At 43.4% G+C, this 21,330-nt stretch carries 12 protein-coding genes; 5 read left to right on the top strand and 7 right to left on the bottom strand.

Features of this window, described 5'->3' with window-relative positions:
* Positions 1 to 125: 125 nt before the first annotated feature.
* Positions 126 to 3,290 carry a DNA mismatch repair protein MutS gene (mutS, locus tag JFC10_RS09055; RefSeq protein ID WP_198332565.1) on the bottom strand — a complete coding sequence of 1,055 codons (3,165 nt, stop codon included), beginning with the start codon at positions 3,288 to 3,290 and terminating at the stop codon, positions 126 to 128.
* Positions 3,291 to 3,614: 324 nt separating this feature from the next.
* Here mutS and JFC10_RS09050 point away from each other — a divergent pair, with 324 nt between their 5' ends.
* The 3 genes from JFC10_RS09050 to JFC10_RS09040 all read left to right on the top strand — a co-directional run bounded on the left by JFC10_RS09050 (position 3,615) and on the right by JFC10_RS09040 (position 7,346).
* A complete protein-coding gene (locus tag JFC10_RS09050) occupies positions 3,615 to 3,782 on the top strand; it encodes a hypothetical protein (protein WP_198332564.1) in 168 nt (55 codons plus the stop codon).
* A 30-nt stretch (positions 3,783 to 3,812) separates the two neighbouring features.
* Positions 3,813 to 6,578, top strand: coding sequence for a preprotein translocase subunit SecA (secA, locus tag JFC10_RS09045; RefSeq protein WP_198332563.1), 2,766 nt, complete (start codon positions 3,813 to 3,815; stop codon positions 6,576 to 6,578).
* A gap of 234 nt (positions 6,579 to 6,812) precedes the next feature.
* Positions 6,813 to 7,346 carry a hypothetical protein gene (locus tag JFC10_RS09040; RefSeq protein WP_193011269.1) on the top strand — a complete coding sequence of 178 codons (534 nt, stop codon included), beginning with the start codon at positions 6,813 to 6,815 and terminating at the stop codon, positions 7,344 to 7,346.
* Positions 7,347 to 7,419: 73 nt separating this feature from the next.
* On the opposite strand, the gene JFC10_RS09035 is transcribed toward JFC10_RS09040, so the two are convergent.
* The 5 genes from JFC10_RS09035 to JFC10_RS09015 form a co-directional block, all read right to left on the bottom strand.
* A complete protein-coding gene (locus JFC10_RS09035; RefSeq protein WP_198332562.1) occupies positions 7,420 to 8,064 on the bottom strand; it encodes a YsnF/AvaK domain-containing protein in 645 nt (214 codons plus the stop codon).
* Positions 8,065 to 8,301: 237 nt separating this feature from the next.
* The gene (locus JFC10_RS09030; protein WP_193011267.1) at positions 8,302 to 9,150 is read right to left on the bottom strand and encodes a DUF2382 domain-containing protein; all 849 of its coding nucleotides are present in this window, start codon (positions 9,148 to 9,150) and stop codon (positions 8,302 to 8,304) included.
* Positions 9,151 to 9,538: 388 nt separating this feature from the next.
* Positions 9,539 to 10,720 carry a thiolase family protein gene (locus JFC10_RS09025; protein WP_198332561.1) on the bottom strand — a complete coding sequence of 394 codons (1,182 nt, stop codon included), beginning with the start codon at positions 10,718 to 10,720 and terminating at the stop codon, positions 9,539 to 9,541.
* 96 nt (positions 10,721 to 10,816) lie between these two features.
* Positions 10,817 to 12,175: a homoserine dehydrogenase gene (locus JFC10_RS09020; protein WP_198332560.1), complete on the bottom strand. Its 1,359-nt coding sequence runs from the start codon at positions 12,173 to 12,175 to the stop codon at positions 10,817 to 10,819.
* Positions 12,176 to 12,444: 269 nt separating this feature from the next.
* Complete coding sequence (locus JFC10_RS09015; RefSeq protein WP_198332559.1) at positions 12,445 to 13,299, bottom strand: DsbC family protein; 855 nt, start codon at positions 13,297 to 13,299, stop codon at positions 12,445 to 12,447.
* 400 nt (positions 13,300 to 13,699) lie between these two features.
* Here JFC10_RS09015 and JFC10_RS09010 point away from each other — a divergent pair, with 400 nt between their 5' ends.
* Entirely contained in the window at positions 13,700 to 14,629 is a 930-nt protein-coding gene (locus JFC10_RS09010; protein ID WP_198332558.1) for a DUF808 domain-containing protein, read from the top strand.
* Positions 14,630 to 14,733: 104 nt separating this feature from the next.
* Here JFC10_RS09010 and JFC10_RS09005 read toward each other — a convergent pair whose 3' ends face one another.
* Positions 14,734 to 19,005: an Rne/Rng family ribonuclease gene (locus tag JFC10_RS09005; RefSeq protein WP_198332557.1), complete on the bottom strand. Its 4,272-nt coding sequence runs from the start codon at positions 19,003 to 19,005 to the stop codon at positions 14,734 to 14,736.
* A 1,214-nt stretch (positions 19,006 to 20,219) separates the two neighbouring features.
* On the opposite strand from JFC10_RS09005, the gene JFC10_RS09000 reads away from it, so the two are divergent.
* Positions 20,220 to 21,230, top strand: a complete 1,011-nt coding sequence (locus JFC10_RS09000; RefSeq protein ID WP_193011261.1) for an RluA family pseudouridine synthase — start codon at positions 20,220 to 20,222, stop codon at positions 21,228 to 21,230.
* Positions 21,231 to 21,330: the final 100 nt, after the last annotated feature.

The following is a 21,330-nucleotide window of genomic DNA, read 5'->3' as shown; positions in this document are numbered from 1 at the left end:
TCATTGATACATCTGCACTTGGTTGCCATGATTTTCTTTTAAATTGAATCAACGATAAGGGCTACATAGAATAGTTGAAAAATAAGGCATATTTTAACGCCTTTACGGCTAATTGACAATTCCCTTTAATGACTAATGATTTTCTTTAAATGATAGAGTAAATCATGCGCTTGTTTTGGCGTTAGACTATCAGGATCAATCGCGCTAAGTTCATCCTGTAAGCTAAACAGCTGATTTTGTTGTGGAATATCAGTCATTATTTGAGATTGATTGGTGAGTTTTATATCGGCTTTCTCTATTTCATGATAATTCATATGGTCGCATTTATCATTTACTGACTTAGTTAATTCATTTTTGTCATCAAGAGTTATCACGTTTTCTACCCTGCTAGGGTCTAATTTTAAGTTATCGGCTAAGTAACGCTTGGCATCATCAAGTACTTGGGTAGGAATCCCTGCCATTTTTGCCACATGCAGACCAAAACTAGAGCTTGCGGCACCGTCTTTGATTTGATGCAGTAGTAGCAGTTGACCATCGATTTCACTAGCGGCGACATGGACGTTGCGGATGAGTTTGTCATTGCTTCCACTACTTTCTTTATAGTTTTCCGCCAATTTTGTCAGCTCAAAGTAGTGAGTGGCAAATAATGTCAGGCAGCCAATCTCTAGCAGCCGATTGACGCAAGCATGAGCAATGGCCAAACCGTCAGTGGTCGCTGTGCCGCGTCCGACCTCATCCATCAGTACCAACGATTTATTGGTTGCTTGATTGAGAATATTAGCCGTTTCAATCATTTCCACCATAAATGTGGATTTGCCGCCTGCTAAATCATCCGCTGAACCAATACGGGTAAAAATACGATCGATCTCACCGATATAAGCACTAGCTGCTGGCACAAAGCTGCCGCAATGGGCGAGTAGAACAATCAGCGCGGTTTGACGCATATAGGTCGATTTGCCACCCATATTAGGACCAGTAATCATCAGCAGTCTTTCAGGGTTTGCATGACTGCCTAATGCACAATCATTGGCGACAAAATGGCTGCTATGCTTGGTAGGAGTATTGCTGTGGGTATGAACAGGGTTTAGTGCGGCTTCGACGACGACATGACGACCTGCTTTGATATCGATACTGGTTTGACTGTTATTATTCAAGCCATTTTTTGAGTGACTGTTTTCTAAGCCCCTATCTAAGTCACTATTATCTTTTGAGTCATTACTCATGACTGGACACTGCCAGTTATAAGTAGTCGCAAGCTGCGCCCAATTACTGAGAACGTCTATTTGGGCGATAGCAGCGCTCAGTTGTTGCAGTTCGGCTAAATGGTTGCTGAGTTCACTTAAGAGTTCGTGATACAGCTGCTTTTCACGAGTTAATGCTAAGCTTTGCGCGCTTAGGTATTCAGTTTCGACTGTTTTTAGCTCGTCAGTGATAAATCGCTCGCTACTTTTTAGCGTTTGCCGCCGGATAAAATGCGCCGGTGCATTCTTTGCCTGCATTTTAGGCAATTCAAAATAAAAGCCACTCACTTTATTAAAACCCACTTTTAGACTGGGTAATTGGCTCTCTTGACGCGCACGTTCTACCATCTCATCCAATGTCACTTGGATATTGTCATGCAGATGAGTCAGGCGATCAAACTCAGCATCAAAACCTGCGGCTAGCATGCCACCATCACGAATATGCGCGGGCGGTTCTGCGATAATGGCTCGTTCAATCAGCTCAGCCACTGTCTGTACGGCAGGTAACTGTGCAGGCAATTGCTGCATCAGCATCGGTAACAGTCCTGCCTGCTCATGGCTAATACCTGCATTCGTCAGTAGAGTCGTAAGCTGGGCGCTACTAGCAATACCATCAGCAAGTTTACGCAGGTCACGCGGTTTAGCACTCATTAGCCCAATACGGCTACTAATACGTTCCATATCACCGATAGCATGTAAAGTCTCGCGTAAACTAGTGACTAAGGAGCTACTTTCTAGATTTTGATGAATGTTTTGATTTTCGCTAAAGTGATTATCAGTATTTAACAAACTGGTTATCGCATTTAGGCGTGAATTAATGCGCGAATGCTGACGCAGTGGGCGTTTCATTTGCTGCACGAGTAAGCGTCGACCCATCGGCGTTTGGCAATGATTAAGGACAGATATTAATGATGTACCATTACTGCTAACGGGTGTAAATAGCTCAAGATTTTGCTGACTATTGGCATCAATAATTAAATAATCGTCACTGTACTCAACGATAAGCTGGTTAAGTTGTGGCACGTGACGCTGCTGAGTTTGCCGCGCATAATGTATTAGCGCCGCACAGCTAGATTGGGCAAGAAGTGCGTCATTGATTCCTAGTCCATCAAGGCGTTGCACGTCAAACTGCTGGCAAAGGGTTGCGCTAGCATGCTCACGGTGGAAGTCATTGGCCGCCACTTCGATAATAGGACAGTCGAGATTTTGACGGAGCCACAGCAGCCAGTCTTCGTTGATACTGTCGTCAAGTGCTTCGCTAATGATACATTCACTGGGCGCAAAGCGTGCCAGTACCGTGAGCATTTGGGTTTGCAAACTTTCAATATCATCATGGCTGTTATTATAGCTGGCACTAAGCGTTTGCGTCGTTAGTGTTCCAGCAGCTAAATCCATTTGGCTAATGGCAGCTTGCACAGGTTGTTTGCTGTTCGATTTAGGTATCTCGATATCAATGGCGACCACAGTTGGCGTATGATTGGGCGCAATTAAAGCATCATCAGTAATCGTTCCTGCGGTCAGCGTTTTAACCACTTCACGGCGCATAATACTGCCAGCAGTAGATTTGCTTTTATCTTTTTTCTGCTTATCGCCCATCGTCAGAGCATTAGACGGATTACTCGTATTGCCAGTGGCTGAGTCGTCGATTTGCTCACACACAACGACGGTTTGCCCAGCAGCTATCAACCTTGCCATGTAGCTATCGGCCGCATGAAAAGGCACACCTGCCATGGCAATGGTGTTGCCTGCTTTATCCGTACCACGGCGAGTCAAGGTGATGTCTAATATTTGTGCCGCGCGCTTGGCATCATCAAAAAATAACTCATAAAAATCACCCATGCGGTACAGCAGTAACGCTTGTGGATAGTTGGCTTTCATGGTTAGATATTGCACCATCATTGGCGTATGGTCTGCCAAGTGATAAACGGCATCGCCTACCATCAACTGATCGGAGGTCAAAGGTGCAGCGGTCTGTTGTTTTGATATTGCGTACTTTGACGGAGTAGGTTTTGCGGCGTTGGTGTTTTGAGCGGATGGTTTAGCGGTCATGCAGAGTCTCTTATAATGCTTAAAAGGATTTTTTAGTAAGCTGGCGTTAAATGAACAACGGTATATACATATCAGCGCAAAAAAATAGATGAGAAAAACACTCGCTTATGAGTGGGTGATTTATGGAATTCTGGTTGATTTTTACCAAAATAGCTTTATTAAAGGTTTATCATAGCGCGCAAATTTAGCAGTCAAAAAACTAAGAAGTGTGAAAGTGTCAGTGTTATTTTAGCACGTCCTGCTGTGCTTTTACGTCGGCAAATATCTACTCGCTGCCCTTGTATCCATCGGCGTCATAACCATATATAATGACGTCACACTTAATTGGGCGATACTTCATTAGGCGATACTTCATTAGGCGACACTTCATTAGGCAGTACCTTATTAATCAGTGTTTTGTTAAGAGGTGCTTTGTTAACAACAGGTACTGAGTCAGATGATGACTGTAATGACAAGGCGGCAGCGGGCGAAGCTTTGGCTAATGCGCACTAATTATCGAATATTTCCATAGGTCAAAAAATTATGTTATCAAAGATTATAGGCAGTGTGGTTGGCACTAAAAACGAGCGCGAATTAAAACGTATGCGCAAAGTGGTCAGCAAAATCAACGCACAAGAGGCTGCGGTACAAGCCCTATCTGATGAGCAATTACAACAAAAAACTGAAGAGTTTAAAGCACGCCACCAAAATGGTGAAAGCTTAGATGCATTACTACCAGAAGCGTTTGCAGTCTGCCGTGAAGCGTCATTACGCGTCAATGGTATGCGTCATTATGATGTGCAGCTGATCGGTGGTATCACCTTGCACGAAGGCAAAATCGCTGAGATGAAAACGGGTGAAGGTAAAACCCTAATGGGTACTTTGGCCATGTACCTCAATGCCATCAGTGGCAAAGGCGTCCATCTGGTTACAGTTAACGATTATTTGGCAGCGCGTGATGCTGAATTGAACCGTCCATTATTTGGCTTTTTGGGCATGACCGTTGGTGTTATTTATTCACAGCAGCCGCCACAAGAAAAAATCGACGCTTATCAAGCGGATATCACTTACGGTACCAATAACGAATACGGCTTTGATTATCTGCGCGATAACATGGTTTTTAGTTTAAAAGAGAAAAAGCAGCGTCCATTAAACTTCTGTATTATCGATGAAATTGACTCTATTTTAATCGACGAGGCTCGTACGCCGCTGATTATCTCAGGTCAAGCCGAAGATTCTTCACGTATGTACGCGCTGATTAATACCATTATCCCTGTGCTGATTCGCTCAAAAGATGAAGAAGCCAATAAGAATAACGAAGAAGAAGACTTCTGGATTGATGAAAAGAATCGCCAGATTGAAATCAGCGAAAAAGGCTATGAAAAAATTGAGCGCTTCTTAATCGAAGTCGGCGAGTTGGGCGAAAATGAAAGTTTATATAGCCCAAGTCGTTTGCCATTATTGGCTCACGTACAAGCTGCCATTCGTGCCCATCATGTGTTTGTTAAAAACGTGCACTATATCGTCGATGACGGCGAAGTGGTTATCGTTGATGAAAACACCGGTCGCACCATGCCTGGTCGCCGTTGGTCAGAAGGTCTGCATCAAGCGGTAGAAGCCAAAGAAAACGTCGAAATTCAAGCAGAAAACCAAACGCTTGCAACCACGACGTTCCAGAACTACTTCCGTTTGTATGAAAAATTATCAGGCATGACAGGTACCGCTGATACCGAAGCGGCAGAATTTAAATCCACTTATGACTTAGATGTCATTGTCATCCCAACGCACGAGCCGATTGCTCGTATAGATATGGATGACCAGATTTTCTTAACCAAGCTAGGCAAATACAAAGGTATTATCCGCGAGATTAAAGAAATTCAAGCCAAAGGTGCGCCAGTATTGGTCGGTACAGCAACGATTGAAGCCAGTGAAGAGTTGTCTTATTTGCTCGATCAAGAAAGCGTCAAGCATAACGTCCTAAACGCTAAACAACACGAGCGTGAAGCCGAAATCATTGCTCAGGCGGGTAGTCCAAAATCGGTAACGATCGCGACTAACATGGCGGGTCGTGGTACCGATATTATCCTTGGTGGTAACTGGCAGTCGTTTATTGAAGATATCGATTCGGTCAGTCCTGAAGAAATGGCACGTCTGAAAGCAGAATGGCAAGTCAAGCATGACCAAGTGGTTGCGGCTGGCGGTTTACATATCATTGGTTCTGAGCGCCATGAATCACGTCGTATCGATAACCAGTTACGTGGTCGTGCGGGTCGTCAAGGTGACCCTGGGATGTCGCGTTTCTTTTTATCGCTCGAAGATGACTTGATGCGTATCTTTGCCGGTGACCGCGTTGTTAATATGATGCGTGCCATGGGGCTTAAAGAAGATGAAGCCATTGAGCATAAAATGGTCTCAAAATCGATTGAAAATGCCCAAGGTAAAGTAGAAAGCCGCGATTTTGATGCGCGTAAAAATCTGTTGAAATATGATGACGTCGCCAATGAGCAGCGTAAAGTTATTTATGGTCAGCGTGACGACTTGCTAGCAGAGATGGATTTGCTGGAAGCCATTGAAATTATGCACGAAGAAGTCTATAACGCCATGATTAACCAATTTATTCCGCCAGGTTCTATCGATGACCAATGGAATATTGATGGCTTAGAAGACGAGCTTGAAAATGAATTTAAGATTACCATGCCTATCAATGATTGGCTTGATGAAGATCGCCGCTTAGATGAAGAAGGCTTACGTGCCAAAATCATCCAAACAGCTATCGATCGCTATCACAGTCGCCGTGAGCAGATGGGTGAAAAAGATGCTGCTCAGCTTGAGCGTCACTTTATGCTGCAAAGTTTAGACAAGCATTGGAAAGAGCATTTGACCCAAATGGATCAGCTGCGTAAAGGCATTCATCTGCGTGGTTATGCACAGAAAAACCCTGAGCAAGAATATAAGCGTGAATCATTTGAGCTGTTCCAAATGATGCTTGGCGCAATTAAATCTGAGACAGTTCAAGATTTATCACGTGTGCATATTCCGACCAAAGAAGAGCTAGAAGCGCTGGAAATACAGCAGCGTGAGAATGCTGCTCATATGCAAATGCAGTTCGAGCATAATGATATTGATAATATGGATAGTGGTGCTGACAAAGCCGCCGCGCAAAATCGCAATCTTGCTGGTAGTGCTATGGTAGGTAGTGGCAGTAATTCCAATGAGGCAGACCCATACGCTGGTATGAATATCAGTCGTAACGCCCCATGCCCTTGTGGTTCAGGCCTTAAGTACAAGCAATGTCATGGTAAAATATAGCAGCCATAAGCGAATACAGAAAAGCCCTTATCTACTTTAGATAAGGGCTTTTCTGTATTTGCTCGCTGTCTTTTTCTCTCATTTATTTTGAACCGACTATATTATGTTTAGATAGTGAAGTTAACTTTTCACAAATGCGTTGGCTATATTTTGTATTGATTGCTTACAAATTCAACATAGGCGTGAATTTATGGACACGCTATAGTGTTTAACATATTTATTTGGGAGAGTGTTATGACTATAGAGTTATTAAAACAGTTGCGTACCTCTGTGGCGCTGACTGGCCTACTTGCTGGCGTCCTGACGATTAGTGCTTGTCAGCAACAGTCTGAGACAGAGGCGGGTATAGATGATGGTGCCCATACCGAAGAAACGGTTCCAATGTCAGCTGAACCTGCTGAGCCCAATGAGGTGGTTGTCGATACAGCGGATGCATCGCTTAGTGAAGTACAGGATGATACCGTAGCTTCCGTCAATAGTGGCGTCAATCAAATAGCTTATCTGTGCTCACCTGAGCTAAAAGTTAACGCAACTTATAAAGAAGATGCCAAGCAAGTGGTCATCGCGACAGATACGGGTACTGTGACATTAAGTAAAACCAATGAAGCCAGTAATCCAGAAGTGTTTGAAGTAGCAACAGCTCTTGATGGCAGTGAGGGTTTTACCCAGTGGCGTGTAGCACATGAAGCGCGTGAGACTGGTGTGATGCGTACAGCAGGTGCAGATGCCGCGAATGTCAGCACTTACGAATGTAAGAAAACCTCGTAACAAGTAAGCAATCACGAAAAAAGCAACGTCATCGTTGCTTTTTTTTATGTCTAGTTTTGAAGAGTCAGCAAAATTATTTATCAGGAGTGGTGCTAGACTCATGTGCCAAAAATCCCTCTTCCTTCACATCTAATTCTTCATGCTTAAGCTCTACTTGGATACTATCTGTATGGGTATGAGTAGTCTTATTGATATCGATTTCTTGGATAGCATAAGTGTCTTTAGTAATGGTAGCCACTTGACGTGATAAGACAATTTCAATAGGTTCATCACCAATTTCGATCTGTTTACCATTTACGGTAACGACCGCCTTGCTATCTAACGATGGCTCAACATGACGCAAGATATCTTGTTCGTCATAATTACCTGATAATAAGTCCTGACTTTTCGCATCGTGGTATTCAGTGCGAATAGTAATATATTCTTCTACCAACTCAATGGGCACATCAATAGTTTTAGTACGAGCGTGCTTGGTCACCGTTACTTTGCCAACATCTAAACGCTCTTTATTGACGACAGGACGCTCTTCTAATAGCTCCAAGTGACCAACATTATGATTGGTACTATCTATATCATTACTTCCTATACTGTTACTTCCTATATCATCCACTTGGTTTATTGAAGGATTCTGGTTATTTGATGCTATTTTCTTGTCATGTAAGCTCTCTTGTAAAAAGCTGTCTTTCTGGATGCTGTCGTCGTGATTGATAGTCATCATAATATCCTTATAGTTATAAAATATTTAAAAGTCATTTTTGCATATTTTGCCAAGTTAGCTTTATCATCTATCACTAAGTATTTTTAATTCTCATAAGTAAAAAAAGACCAGAGACATGCTCTGGTCTTAGTTCACTAAGTAAAAATACCTAGCTGCTTATTACTGTCATGTGTTGCTTGGTATTATTCTATTTAACTTCTTTTAAATAACAGCCAAACAGGATGACGGTTTAGCGTATTACATACCACGAGCACGGCGTACGTCTTCAGCAGTAATACCATCACGGTCAACGATGTTGCCTTCGCGGTCTACTACGTTACCATCGCCATCAATATCTAATTCTTCACGCTGGATGGTCTCAGCGATAGTTTCGATATGACGTTCAGTAGTTTTACCTACGTTTACTTCTTCAGATACGTAGGTTTCTTTATTAACACGTGCACGTTCCGCTTCTAATTCAACCTCAATGGTTTGATTACCATCAATATCACCGATATGACGGTCTGTCGGACGATCTACATGGGTGCGCTGGATATTAGCATGCTCTTCTTCTAGTTCAACATCGACGTTGCGTTCTTCGGTCACTACATGTTTGCCGACCTTAACCAAACCTGCCACGATGCGATCTTTATTGACAGTCAGACGTTCTTCTAGCAACTCTAGGGTATTTGGCGCGTTATAGTCATGGTCTGCAATCTCCATACGCTCTGCAACTGGAACGCTATCAGCGACAAAGGCTTGACGATCTTTTTGATATTGGTCTTTATAGCTATATTGATAATCGTGGTCATATACTTCCATGGCATCAACTTGCGCCTTGGTCAAGCTATCAAAGAATACATCATCACCAACGATACGTGCCAAACCGGCGGGTACCAATACTTCCTTTGAGCTGAACCAGCCACCAACATCAACAATTAAATAACGAATACGACCAGTAGTATCTTCTACTAAAGCGCCTTCAATTTTGCCGATTTTTTCTTCATTGACGCCATAAGCAGTTTTGCCTGTTGGGTCATAATAGTCATCACCGATTAAATCTTTATGGGTGGCTTGGATATCTTTTAAACGAATTAGTTGGCTCATTGTTGTCTTCCTTTTTTATGAGTTAGTCATTATTAGTTATTTTAAAAACAGTATTCTTATAATAAAATGTGTAGCGAGCCATGTGAGTAGCCTCTACATCGACTTGTTAGTAATCCTAACATCATGATTTTCTATGAGATATATGAGCAAGGTAGCAAAGTGTGCGCTTGAAGTAATTGCGTGTAATAGGCTGTAAGTGGCATAACACAGCTGGGGTATAAATGAACGCATTTTTACAGAGAGCAATATTTGATGTGCTTTAAGAGGTAATAGACACAAAAAAACCGCATAGCAATAAGCAATGCGGTTTTTTGATATTAAGAAAGTTAATAATAAATAAAATTATATATTCATTTTGAGCTTGCTAAATACTTAAAATAATCAATTATTAAGCAAGTTCAATAGCAACAGCAACGGCTTCACCGCCTCCGATACAAAGTGTCGCAACGCCTTTTTTGCCGCCAGTACGCTTGAGAGAGTTGATAAGCGTGATCAAGATACGAGCACCTGAACAGCCTACTGGATGACCGAGTGCACAAGCGCCGCCTTCGACGTTTACTTTAGCATGGTCGATTTTTAGCTCGTCCATCGCCGCCATGGTCACCATCGCAAACGCTTCGTTAATTTCCCACAGGTCAACATCAGCGACTGACCAGCCAGCACTGGTCAATACTTTTTCAATCGCGCCAATCGGAGCAATGGTAAATTCGCTTGGATGACGAGAGTTTGATGCGGTCGCAATGATACGCGCTTGATAATCAAGACCTTCAGCTTTTGCTTGTGATTCTTTCATGACCACAACCGCCGCCGCGCCGTCGGAGATTGAGCTGGCGTTTGCTGCTGTGATAGTGCCATCTTTGGCAAAGGCTGGGCGTAGAGTAGGGATACGCTCAGCATTGGCAAGCGCTGGTTGCTCATCGGTATCGACGGTTTGCTCACCTTTACGGGTTTTAAAAGTCACTGGTACGATTTCGTCTTTAAAGTGATCGTCTTTGATAGCAGTGAGCGCACGATTTAGCGATTCGATAGCAAACTCATCCATTTGCTCACGGGTATAACCTTTTTCATCGGCCATTTCTTGAGCAAACATACCCATCAGTTTGCCAGTTTCAGCATCTTCTAAACCGTCTAAGAACATGTGATCTTTGACTTCTTTATGTCCCATACGATAGCCGCTACGTGACCCTGGCATGATGTATGGCGCATTGGTCATTGATTCCATGCCACCAGCGACTGCCACATTGAAACTACCAGCCTTGATGCCGTCATGTGCTTGCATGATTGCTTTTAGCCCTGAACCACAAAGCTTGTTAATAGTGACAGCGCCAGTCGCATCAGATAAACCCGCATTACGCATCGCTTGACGTGCAGGGCCTTGACCTAAGCCTGCGGTCAAGATACAGCCCATAATGACTTCGTCAATACTATCGACTGCCACACCTGAGCGTTCGACAGCGGCTTTAATAGCAGCACCGCCAAGTTCAGTTGCGCTCATATCTTTTAGTGCGCCTTGGAAGCCGCCCATTGGGGTACGTGCGCCGTTTAAAATTACAATTGCATCATTTGACATCGTTATTATTCCTTTTTACGTATTTTAAATGAGTTTGTTTGAATTAAAACCAAACGCCGACTAAATAGCATCTATCAGACTTAATAACTGCGTGCTTTATGCTAGCTCATCTAAGCGAATGCGTACTACTTTATCAGTAATGGTATTTAATTTTTCAATTTTTTCGATGGCTAGATTCATCTGACTTTCGACCACGGGCAGTGTCAAGATAATGACGGGAACTTGACCAACTTTGTGCGCAGGTTTTTGTAAAATCGCGTCGATATTGATACCAGCATCGCTTAGGATACGAGTAATATCTGCCAACACACCAGGGCTGTCATAAGCGTGTACGCGCAAATAATAACCTGTAATCATCTGCTCAGCGCGCAATATGGGCGTGTCTGATAGCTGCTCAGGGATAAATGCTAAATGCGGTACATGGTGGCCATGGTTGTTCTGATTACTGTTGCTTTCATCGTTACTATCTTTGCTACCTAGAACACGAACTAAGTCCATCACATCGGCCATTACCGCAGAAGCGGTTGCCCCAGCCCCAGCCCCATCGCCGCAATATAATGTCTGTCCAAGTGGATGAGAATTGACCAACACCGCATTTTTCACACCATTGACGTTGGCCAGTAACGCATCCTGCGGAATTAGCGTTGGGTGCACGCGTAGTTCGATACCAGAAGCCTCATCATTGCCTTGACCATCACGACGTACGGCAAAGCCCAAATGCTTGATGCGGTAGCCAAGCTCTTCAGCATAGTTGACGTCTTGCAAGGTGATGCCAGTGATGCCTTCACAGTAGACCTTATCAAATTGCAGCGGAATACCAAAGGCGATAGAGGCGAGTAGTGCCAGTTTATGAGCTGCATCAATACCTTCGACATCAAAAGTTGGGTCTGCTTCTGCATAACCCAATTCCTGTGCTTCACTGAGCACGTCGGCAAACGGGCGACCTTTATCACGCATTTCAGTCATGATAAAGTTGCCAGTACCGTTGATGATGCCAGCCAGCCAATCAATTTTATTGGCAGCGAGTGCTTCGCGCATTACCTTAATGATGGGGATACCGCCTGCGACTGCTGCTTCATAAGCAACATGGACATTATTCTCTTCAGCGAACGCAAAAATCTCATTGCCGTGTTCAGCCAATAGGGCCTTGTTTGCAGTCACCACATGCTTACCATTTTTGATGGCGTGCATGATGACATCTTTTGCTAACGTAGTACCGCCAATCACCTCGATCACGATATCGACATCGTCGCTTGCAGCAGTTGCCATCAAGTCACTGTTTTGCATAATATTGGGATCAATATCATCACGATGACGGCGCGTACCAACTTCGGTAATGATAATGTCGCGTCCGCTACGGCGTTTTAGCTCATTTAAGTTGTCATTGATTAGATTGATCACGCCCGTACCGACGGTGCCCAGACCAAGTATCGCTAGTTTGATGGAGTTACTCACAGTATCCTCAAGAGGTTAAATATAATGACAATGATAACGCTGTCACAGCGTCAAATGCACTTGCGGTACTAGCTGTAGTATTTGCATGCATTTTGACAGTCGCAGCTTTATCGATTGCTCATTATAGTTGAATAAAAAATACTCAAATAAAAAGTATGCTGCTGATTTTTCATAGCGCTTTATCGTATCATACCGACAAGCAGTTGTGACGTCTACACAATGTCGCCATCGTCATAGATATCACAAACGCTCAAAACATATAATGAACCCTAGCTAGCGCCGACGGCTTGAGCCAACTGCGCCGCAGGTAGATAGCCACCTACTTGCTGTCCTGCTTCAGTAAAGATAGCGGGAGTACCACGCACACCAAGTTTTGCACCCAATGCCATGTGTTCTTGTACCGGGTTGGCACAGCTAGGGGCTTGTACATCAGCCCCCATTTTTCCTTGATCCATTGCCGCCTTGCGATCTTCACTACACCAAATGGCTTCCATTTTTGGTACCGATTCCTGACTGCGCGGCCATGCTAAATAACGTACTTCGATACCACGTGCATTGATATCACCCATCTCTTCATGCAATTTACGACAATAGCCACAGTCTGCATCGGTAAAGGCATAGACCACTGACTTCGTTTCACCTATTGCTGGATAAATAACCATGTCTTTTTTATCGACGGCTTTTAGTGCTTCTTGTGCGGTACTAGCAACTAAGGCCGCACTGATATCAACGGGCGCAGCCTCGCCAACAGCAATAATCTGACCTTGGATAATGTGTTTGCCAGACTTATCGGTGAAGAAAGACGGCAGCCCTTCCGCCGTGACCCAATAAATACCATCCATATCTGTTGGTACGGCTGAAATGATACTTTCTTCAATGCCTGACGTATTTAAATTCGCCTGTAACGCCTTTACCACAGCAGCGTCGCTCTCAGCAGATGCTTTACTTGTACTGGTTTTCGCATCGCTACTATTGACGATACTGGTGTTACTGGTTGCATCGGCTGCATTGTTTGAGCAGCCAGCAGCAATCACAACAAGCAGTGCACTCATCATAAAACGAGATAAATTATTTCGAGAAAAGCGGTTAGGGGCAAAGGTGTTTTTTGCAATTGGGAGTGACATATGGGTGTCCTGTAGGCATCGTGCCTAATCATGAAGTCGTTTTAAGAAAAATGATACTGAATTTCTAGATAAAGTAATACGTATCAATACTGTCTTAAAGGGTTAAAATTGAAGGACTTTTTACAATTTACAATTATAAAAGGGAGGTGATAATGTCGCCTATATTAACATATTTATGGTAAATAACAGTCAGAGGCTATATAGCGAGATAAGGTGGTAATAATAGCAGTAGGAATAAGCATTAATTCAAAAAACAAGATACATTTGTACTATTTAATATCGATGCTCGTCCTTGTAGGCTACCGCTAATAACATGATTTTTATAAAAATTCATATAAAGTTATTGATATCAATTATTTTTTTAATCCTTTATTTCAACAAATTTTGCTAAGGAGCACACATGGCAGGTGCCAGTTTATTAACCCTACTTGATGATATCAGTGTGATATTGGATGATGTTTCCGTCATGACCAAAGTCGCTGCCAAAAAAACCGCAGGCGTATTGGGCGATGATTTGGCGCTCAACGCAGAGCAGGTCACAGGTGTTAAAGCCAATCGTGAGCTGCCAGTGGTTTGGGCAGTCGCCAAAGGCTCATTTGTTAATAAACTTATACTAGTACCAGCGGCACTCTTGATTAGTTCCGTTTATCCCCCACTGGTCACTTTTTTATTAATGTGTGGCGGTTTGTTTTTGGTTTATGAGGGCGCTGAGAAAGTCATTCATCGATTTTGGCCACATGCTTTGCCACACGATGAGGAGCAAAATGCACGTCGGCAAGCCAATGCTGATGAGACTATAGATTTGGTCGCTTTTGAAAAAGAAAAAATTAAAGGCGCAGTGCGTACAGATTTTATTCTGTCAGCTGAGATTATCGTGATTGCCTTGGGGTCAACGGCAAGTGCTACTTTATTAGAACGAAGCTTGGTGCTTTCTATTTTAGCCATCGGTATTACTATTGGTATTTATGGCTTGGTTGCTGGTATCGTGAAGATAGACGATGCAGGTCTGCATTTAATGGAACAAGAAGGGGCGTTCAAGCAAAAATTAGGAAAGGTGATGTTTGCGGCTGCACCCAAACTCATGAAGTTTTTATCTATCGCTGGCACCTTGGCGATGTTTTTAGTAGGGGGTGGTATCTTAGTACACGGTATTGGCTTCTTACATCATGGAGTGGAGGATATCGCTGATTTAACGGGTATCTTTGAGAGCTTAACGACGACCATATTAAATGGCATCATTGGCTTTATCATTGGTGCTGCGGTCGTTGCTATCTTTACAATTATTGGAAAAATTCGTGGAAAGGACGACAAAGCGTCATCTGCCCACTAAGCCAATTAAATACGCTTGAGCTTTATATTGCTTGTGATTTTATTTTATAAAAAAGCCCCAAAGTTGCTGACAACTTTGGGGCTTTTGCATTGAGCATTAAACGATTAGCTTTCGCTATCTGAATCGTCAGCCTCTAGCTTTTCAGCTTGTGTAGGCTTTTTATGCTCCATTTTAGGCTTACGGCTACGTGCTTTTGGTACTTTTGGCGTGGTCAAATTAAACATGCCAGTCTGTGGCAGCAGTTGTTCAGCCACATTCTCAATCATGTTTTTATAACTGGCGATCGTGGTTTTTGACTTAGCAGTCTGACTGTCATCTTTGCCCGCTTCTTTGGTAGGTTGCTCTACCTTAGGTTCATCTGCGGGCTTGATATTTTCAATGTCAGTCTCTTCAACGTTAGCAGCTTCGCTATCGTCACTTGGCACGTCAGTCTTTTCAGCTACTACGCTATCAGCAATATCAGTGCCTTCATTCAACGGCTCGTTAGTTGCTTCTGCAAGTGCTTGCTCTGCTTCTAGTAACTGTTCGCTGTCCGCACTAACAGCATGTGCTTGAGCTTGGTTGGAGAGAGCGTTTGCCTCAACATCATGAGCATCCACATTGTTATCATCATGTTCAATAACCGTTTGCTCAGTATCAGTCGCCTTTTCAGTAGGTAGACTCAACACTGCGGGCTCCTGATAACTAGGATGTTGGCCACGTGGATCGTTGCTAGCACGCTTACCAATGGCGCGTGGTTCAACATCCGTTTTACCTTGTGTTGCCGCAAACTGACTGACTGCTTGTGTCATTGTTTCAAAGCGCGTTAGGTAATCTGCCGCTAATGGCTGATAGCCATAGTTGCTAAAGTCAAAATTGCTGTCCTCAACTTTAGTATCAGCAGTCGGTGTGACATTCGTCTCAACGTTAGCTGGTTTTGCTTGCTGCGTATGTGCTTCGATAGCAGCAATAAAGCAACTGATGACACCGTCATTTTTTAAACGACTCTCTGCATCTGTTAAGGATTTACGAATAAAATCACCAACGGTTCCGCGAATAGCTGATGAGCTTGCCACTGCTGATTCAACTACTTGAGATTGTTGAGTGACTTGCGCTTGCTGACTACGAACGACACGTGGGTCATTGCTAGCCTGACCGAACTTCTCAGCAGTCACATAGCGTTTGGCAAACAATGCTTCGTGCGTTAACGTCAGTGCTGAGTTGGTCTTATCACTTGCGTTATGACTGTCATTGACATTGGCTTGAACCTTCTTAGCTTCTTCAGACTTACCGGTATCATCAGCAGTATTGTCTTTCTGATGCTGCGACGTCACTGGGGCTTGCTCTACCTCAGTAGTTACTGGCTTTGGACTAGCTGATTGACTGTCCGTGTTGCTAGTCGAGGTTGACTGCACTTCTACAGGCTCTTTTTTGTTTTCAGCAACTGGCTCATGTATAGGTGTATCGTTCTGTACCTCAGCTTTAGTAGCATCACCTTTGCCATTATTAACCTGACGCTCTGGTGTTTCTACCGTGCTTTTCTTCTCGTCACTTTTCTTATCAGCGTTCTGAGCACTGGTGTTCTGCTTGTCAGTGTTCTGCTCATTGCTACTATGTTTATTCGCAGGCTGTTGAGCAGTACGATCTTTTGAGTGCTCATTTTTTGCCGTGTCATGTGCTGAGCTCTGCTTTTCGCTAGATTGAGTCTTAGCGTGTGTGGACTTGCTGTCATCTAGAGACAAGTGCACGACTTCTGGTGATTTCAGCTCAACGGGTGCTTCATTGACTTGTAGCACGACTTCATTAGGATCTTGATTTCGGCGCGTGTTCGATTGATTTTTGCGGCCGTTCGTACCGGTTGTCGCCTGCTGATTGGGTTGCTTAGTATTTTCAGCTGTTAGTGTCTCACCGCGCTCTAACTTGCCACGTGAGCCGCGTTGGCTATGCGATTTACGCTTTGCGCGAGTTTGCTCATCTGCTGTATTACTGTCTTTATCATCAGCATCATTGCGCTCGTTTGCGTTGTGGCTGCTATCTTGACGACTGCTGTTTTGCTGGTTACTATCTTGACGGTTGTTGCGGTTGCGATCATTCGTGCGTCTGGCATCCTGCTGACGTTTATTTTGATTGTCAGCCTGCTTGTCATCAGCGTTATTTGCCGCACTATTTGAGGCGTTGTTTTCGGTATCGCCGTTTATCTCATTGCTAGACTCTTCTGTCTGATCTTTTCTTTGACGCGGCTTAGATGATCTAGACTTACGCGGCTTACGTCTTCTTCTGTCTTCGTTATTGCCGTCATCAGTGTCGCTGTCATTATTACGGCGTGCTTGCTGACGATTGCTATTGCTATCTGACTGCTGGCTGTCACTCTTCTGATCATTATTTTGTTGAGTCGGCTGCTCACTGCTTGAGGCAGTATTGTTCAACGCATTGCTATCAACTTGACCAAATGAACCTAAGCTTTGCGCGCCAGTGTTCACTAGCGCTTCGATTGCTTCAGCGGCATCACGACTACTAACGCTAGGTGTGGTTGTGGCTTGCGGCGCCTGAGCGAATAGGTTTGATAACCAAGCAACTGCTTGTGGTTGAGCATTTGTTTCGACATTTTGAGTCTGCGCTGCGACTGGAGCTGCAACGCTCGCGGCTTTACTAGCTTGCGGTGCGTGCGCAGGTGTAACGTCATTGGTGTTTTTATGGTTACGGCGGTCATTACTATGATTTACCGTATCGTTTTGCGCTTGTGTGGCTGTATTTTGCTGCGCATTTGAACGGCTGTCTTGCTTATTATTACTGTCATCTGACGTTTTACGAGGCTGGCGAGTAGGCTGCTGCTCAGGACGCTCTTTTTCAGCAGTCTGCCAGTCAACATTGTAGCCAAGATCGCTGTGCTCTTGTTCCTGAGCATCAGTGATACGCTCATAGCTCGATGGGGCAAAGCCATCACGGTTAAAGTGAAGCTTAAAGTTTGGCGATTCTAAATGAGCGTGCGGTAAAATAGTGATGCGCGTGCCGCTGTCTTGCTCAAGATAAACCAAGCTGTCACGCTTTTCATTCAACAAGAATGCTGCGATATCTGTTGGGACTTCTGCTTGCACCTCACCTTGGCGTTCTTTGAGAGCAATTTGCTCAATTTGACGCATAATGGATAGCGACAATGAACGCAAGTCACGAATCATGCCATTGCCGTGACAGCGTGGACAAATATAACCCGTTGACTCTTCTAGTGATGGACGTAGACGTTGACGGCTCATTTCCATCAAACCAAACTTAGAGATATCGCCAAACTGTACGCGCGCACGATCGTATTTAGTGGCATCAATCAGACGTTTTTCCACTTCTTTTTGATGCTTATTGTCATTCATATCGATGAAGTCAATAACGATCAAACCACCCATATCACGCAAACGTAGCTGACGAGCAATCTCATCAGCTGCTTCCAAGTTGGTATGGTAAGCAGTCTCAGCAACGTCTGAACCTTTGGTCGACTTGGCTGAGTTGATATCAATAGAGACCAGTGCTTCCGTTTGGTCGATAACGATTGAGCCGCCTGATGGCAGACGCACTTCGCGCTGATAAGCAGTTTCTATTTGCTTTTCGATATTAAAGCGTGAAAACATCGGCTCATAATCGGTATATTTGCGTAGCTTTTCAGCTTGCTTTGGCATCACCGCATCGATAAAACCTGCCGCTTCAATATAAGCATTTTCGTTATCAATCCAAATCTCAGCAATGTCATCACGCAGATAGTCACGAACGGCACGGGTCACGACGCCTGCTTCTTGGTGAACCAAGCGCGGCGAAGGATATTTTTGGTTTTGTTCTTGAATGGCTTGCCAGATATTAAGCAAATGGTTTAAATCATGCTGCAAGTCTTCTTGAGTTTTGCCAATACCCGCAGTACGAATGATGACGCTCATACCTTTTGGCAAATCAAGATTGCTTAGCATACGCTTCATGTCTTCACGCAGCTTACCCGAGATTTGACGTGAGATACCGCCACCACGAGGGTTATTTGGCATTAATACCAGATAGCGACCAGCTAATGAGACATAAGTTGATAGGGCAGCGCCTTTGTTACCACGCTCTTCTTTTTCGACTTGGACGATTAGCTCGTCGCCTTCTTTGATCAGCTTTTTGATGTTTTCGTCACGTGGATTGCCGCTTAGGTATTCAGCAGAGATTTCACGAATCGGTAAAAACCCTTGGCGCTGTGAGCCATATTCAACAAATACAGCTTCGAGCGATGGCTCGACACGGGTTACATGACCTTTATAGATATTAGATTTTTTTTGTTCACGAGTACGGTTTTCTAAATCGAAATCGTAAAGATGGTTGCCTTTACATAAGGCGACACGAATTTCTTCGTTTTGAGTAGCGTTGATCAAAATGCGTTTCATATTTGTATCCTATGAGTACGCATAACAACGACGAGACGGGCTTTAGAGCGTAATGGCAAGTATGGCTAACATTTAAATTAGCATGAGCAGATTTTAATTAACAATAGAACGTAAATCATGGGTTAAATAAAGCACTTGGGCTTTGTCAATGGCTTGTTTTTTACCTAAAGTCGGTTAGCAATGCTAACGTAAATATAAAATCTATAGGGTGTAAGGCTATCTATTTATATCTTATTATTGATAGGCTTAGTTCAAATATCGATGCGTCAGCATACGGTTCACTTTTATTATCAGTAAGCTCTATTGGTAGTCATGCCAGCTTACTTTGTAAGAGTAGGCGAGGGGCAGTGACGGGATTCAAGATACTGATATTAAAAAGGCGTTGTGCTGCTGCTATTCATCCATCAAAGTCTAGCAATAATATCGCTGTTATAAGTTCCACTATATGAAATGGCAATATTCAGCAATTATTTATTTAGGTAAAGCAATTGGTCACTCTTTATTTATCGTTCTTTCTGGTATAACGTCAATAATATCTTGGGTGTTTTAAGATTAGGTGTCGCGGCTTCGGTTATCAGCGGGGCGTACTTGGCAAACAGAATAAATGACCAAACTATCAGTATGGTGCTGTATTCATATCTTTTTATCGTTATCTGTTTGACCACCAATACTTAGGCAGCTATCGATATACTCCTCGATCCTAATGCTAAACAACCCATACTTGCTCAACTACGCTTGCGTAAAGGACCATCAGATAATTAGTCATTAAATAATGAATAATTATCAAATACAGTCGTTGTCATGCAGGTTGTGAGTCAATGTAGTGTCATTATCAGTCAATAAACGGGCATTTAGCCAAATTTATCAACGCTGAATTGATGAACACAAAGGTATTTAGTGTCACTATTTATTCTATGATACTGAGTAAAGTCAGTATGATACTTTCATTTTACAATCTACAATTTATGGGGGCATATCTATAAATATCTACAGGTGATATTTCTAAACAGATACTGCGCCCTAAAATCCGATGAAACGTACAATGTTGGCAGGGTATACCGCTAATACCTTTTTACTAAAAAGTCGTAAAAACGATAATGCGCTATCTAGAACAATAATGATTATTGCTGCAGCCTCTGCTTAATTGTCGCTCAACATGCTAAACTATAGCAAATCTTTCTGTAAATACCTAACTAAAAATGACGAACCCAAAAATGACTGACGACGCACCTACCCATGAAGCCCCTGCTATTTTTAATAGTAAAACACGCCCGCAAAGCGCTGACGATGAAATCAGCAACTTTGGTAAGGTTAATTATCTTGAAGTAACCCGCCATCAACACGATCAGCGCTTGGATAACTTTTTGTTGAACCGTTTAAAAGGGTTGCCAAAGCCGCATATCTATAAAATGATTCGCTCAGATGAAGTACGCGTCAACAACAAACGTTGCAAGGCACACGATAGAGTACAACGTGAAGACGTGGTACGTATCGCGCCAGTGGTACTCGCTACCCGCGAAAAGCCAATCATCAGCACCGAGTTTGCTAAAAGCTTATTGGCACGCGTGGTTTATGAAGACGAAGGTATGCTAGTGTTGAATAAGCCTTCTGGTATCGCCGTTCATGGTGGCAGTGGCTTGGACTTTGGTGTTATCGAAGCCATGCGTGAAGTGACAGGTAAAAAATACCTAGAGCTGGTACATCGCATCGATAAAGACACCTCCGGCTTGTTGATGATTTCTAAAAAACGCTCTGCGCTAAAAGCCTTGCAGCAGCATCTGGTTGATAAAACCATCCAGAAGCACTACCTATGTATCGCCAAAGGTCAGCCGGCATTAAATGAGCAACGTATCGATGCGTCATTGCTACGCTATACGCTGGCTAGTGGTGAGCGCCGCGTCAAAGTAGATGCGCAAGATCCACAAGCGAAAGAAAGCCAGACAGATATTGTCGTTCATGGTCGTTTTACGATTGCCGATCAGCCAGTTAGCCTAATTGAAGCCAAACCACTGACGGGTCGCACCCATCAAATCCGTGTGCATTTGGCTCACATTGGTCACGCTATCTTGGGGGATGATAAATATAATGTGCATGATAAATCAGGCGTTCATCGTTTATGCTTACACGCGTGGCGTTTAGACATTCCAGGTTATGAAACTATTACCGCACCACTACCAGAAGATATGGCAGACTGGTTACCAGAGCAAATCAAATTGCCTGAATAAGTCGCCAAATAGAATTTTTAAGTATCAATTTTAAACGTCACGAACGCTTATTTTTCCTAATAAGTTGCCGTGACGTTTTCATATCTGTATCTACCATTTA

It is taken from the genome of Psychrobacter aquimaris, assembly GCF_016107525.1.
GTDB lineage: Bacteria > Pseudomonadota > Gammaproteobacteria > Pseudomonadales > Moraxellaceae > Psychrobacter > Psychrobacter aquimaris.
This window is presented reverse-complemented; position numbering and strand designations above follow the sequence as displayed.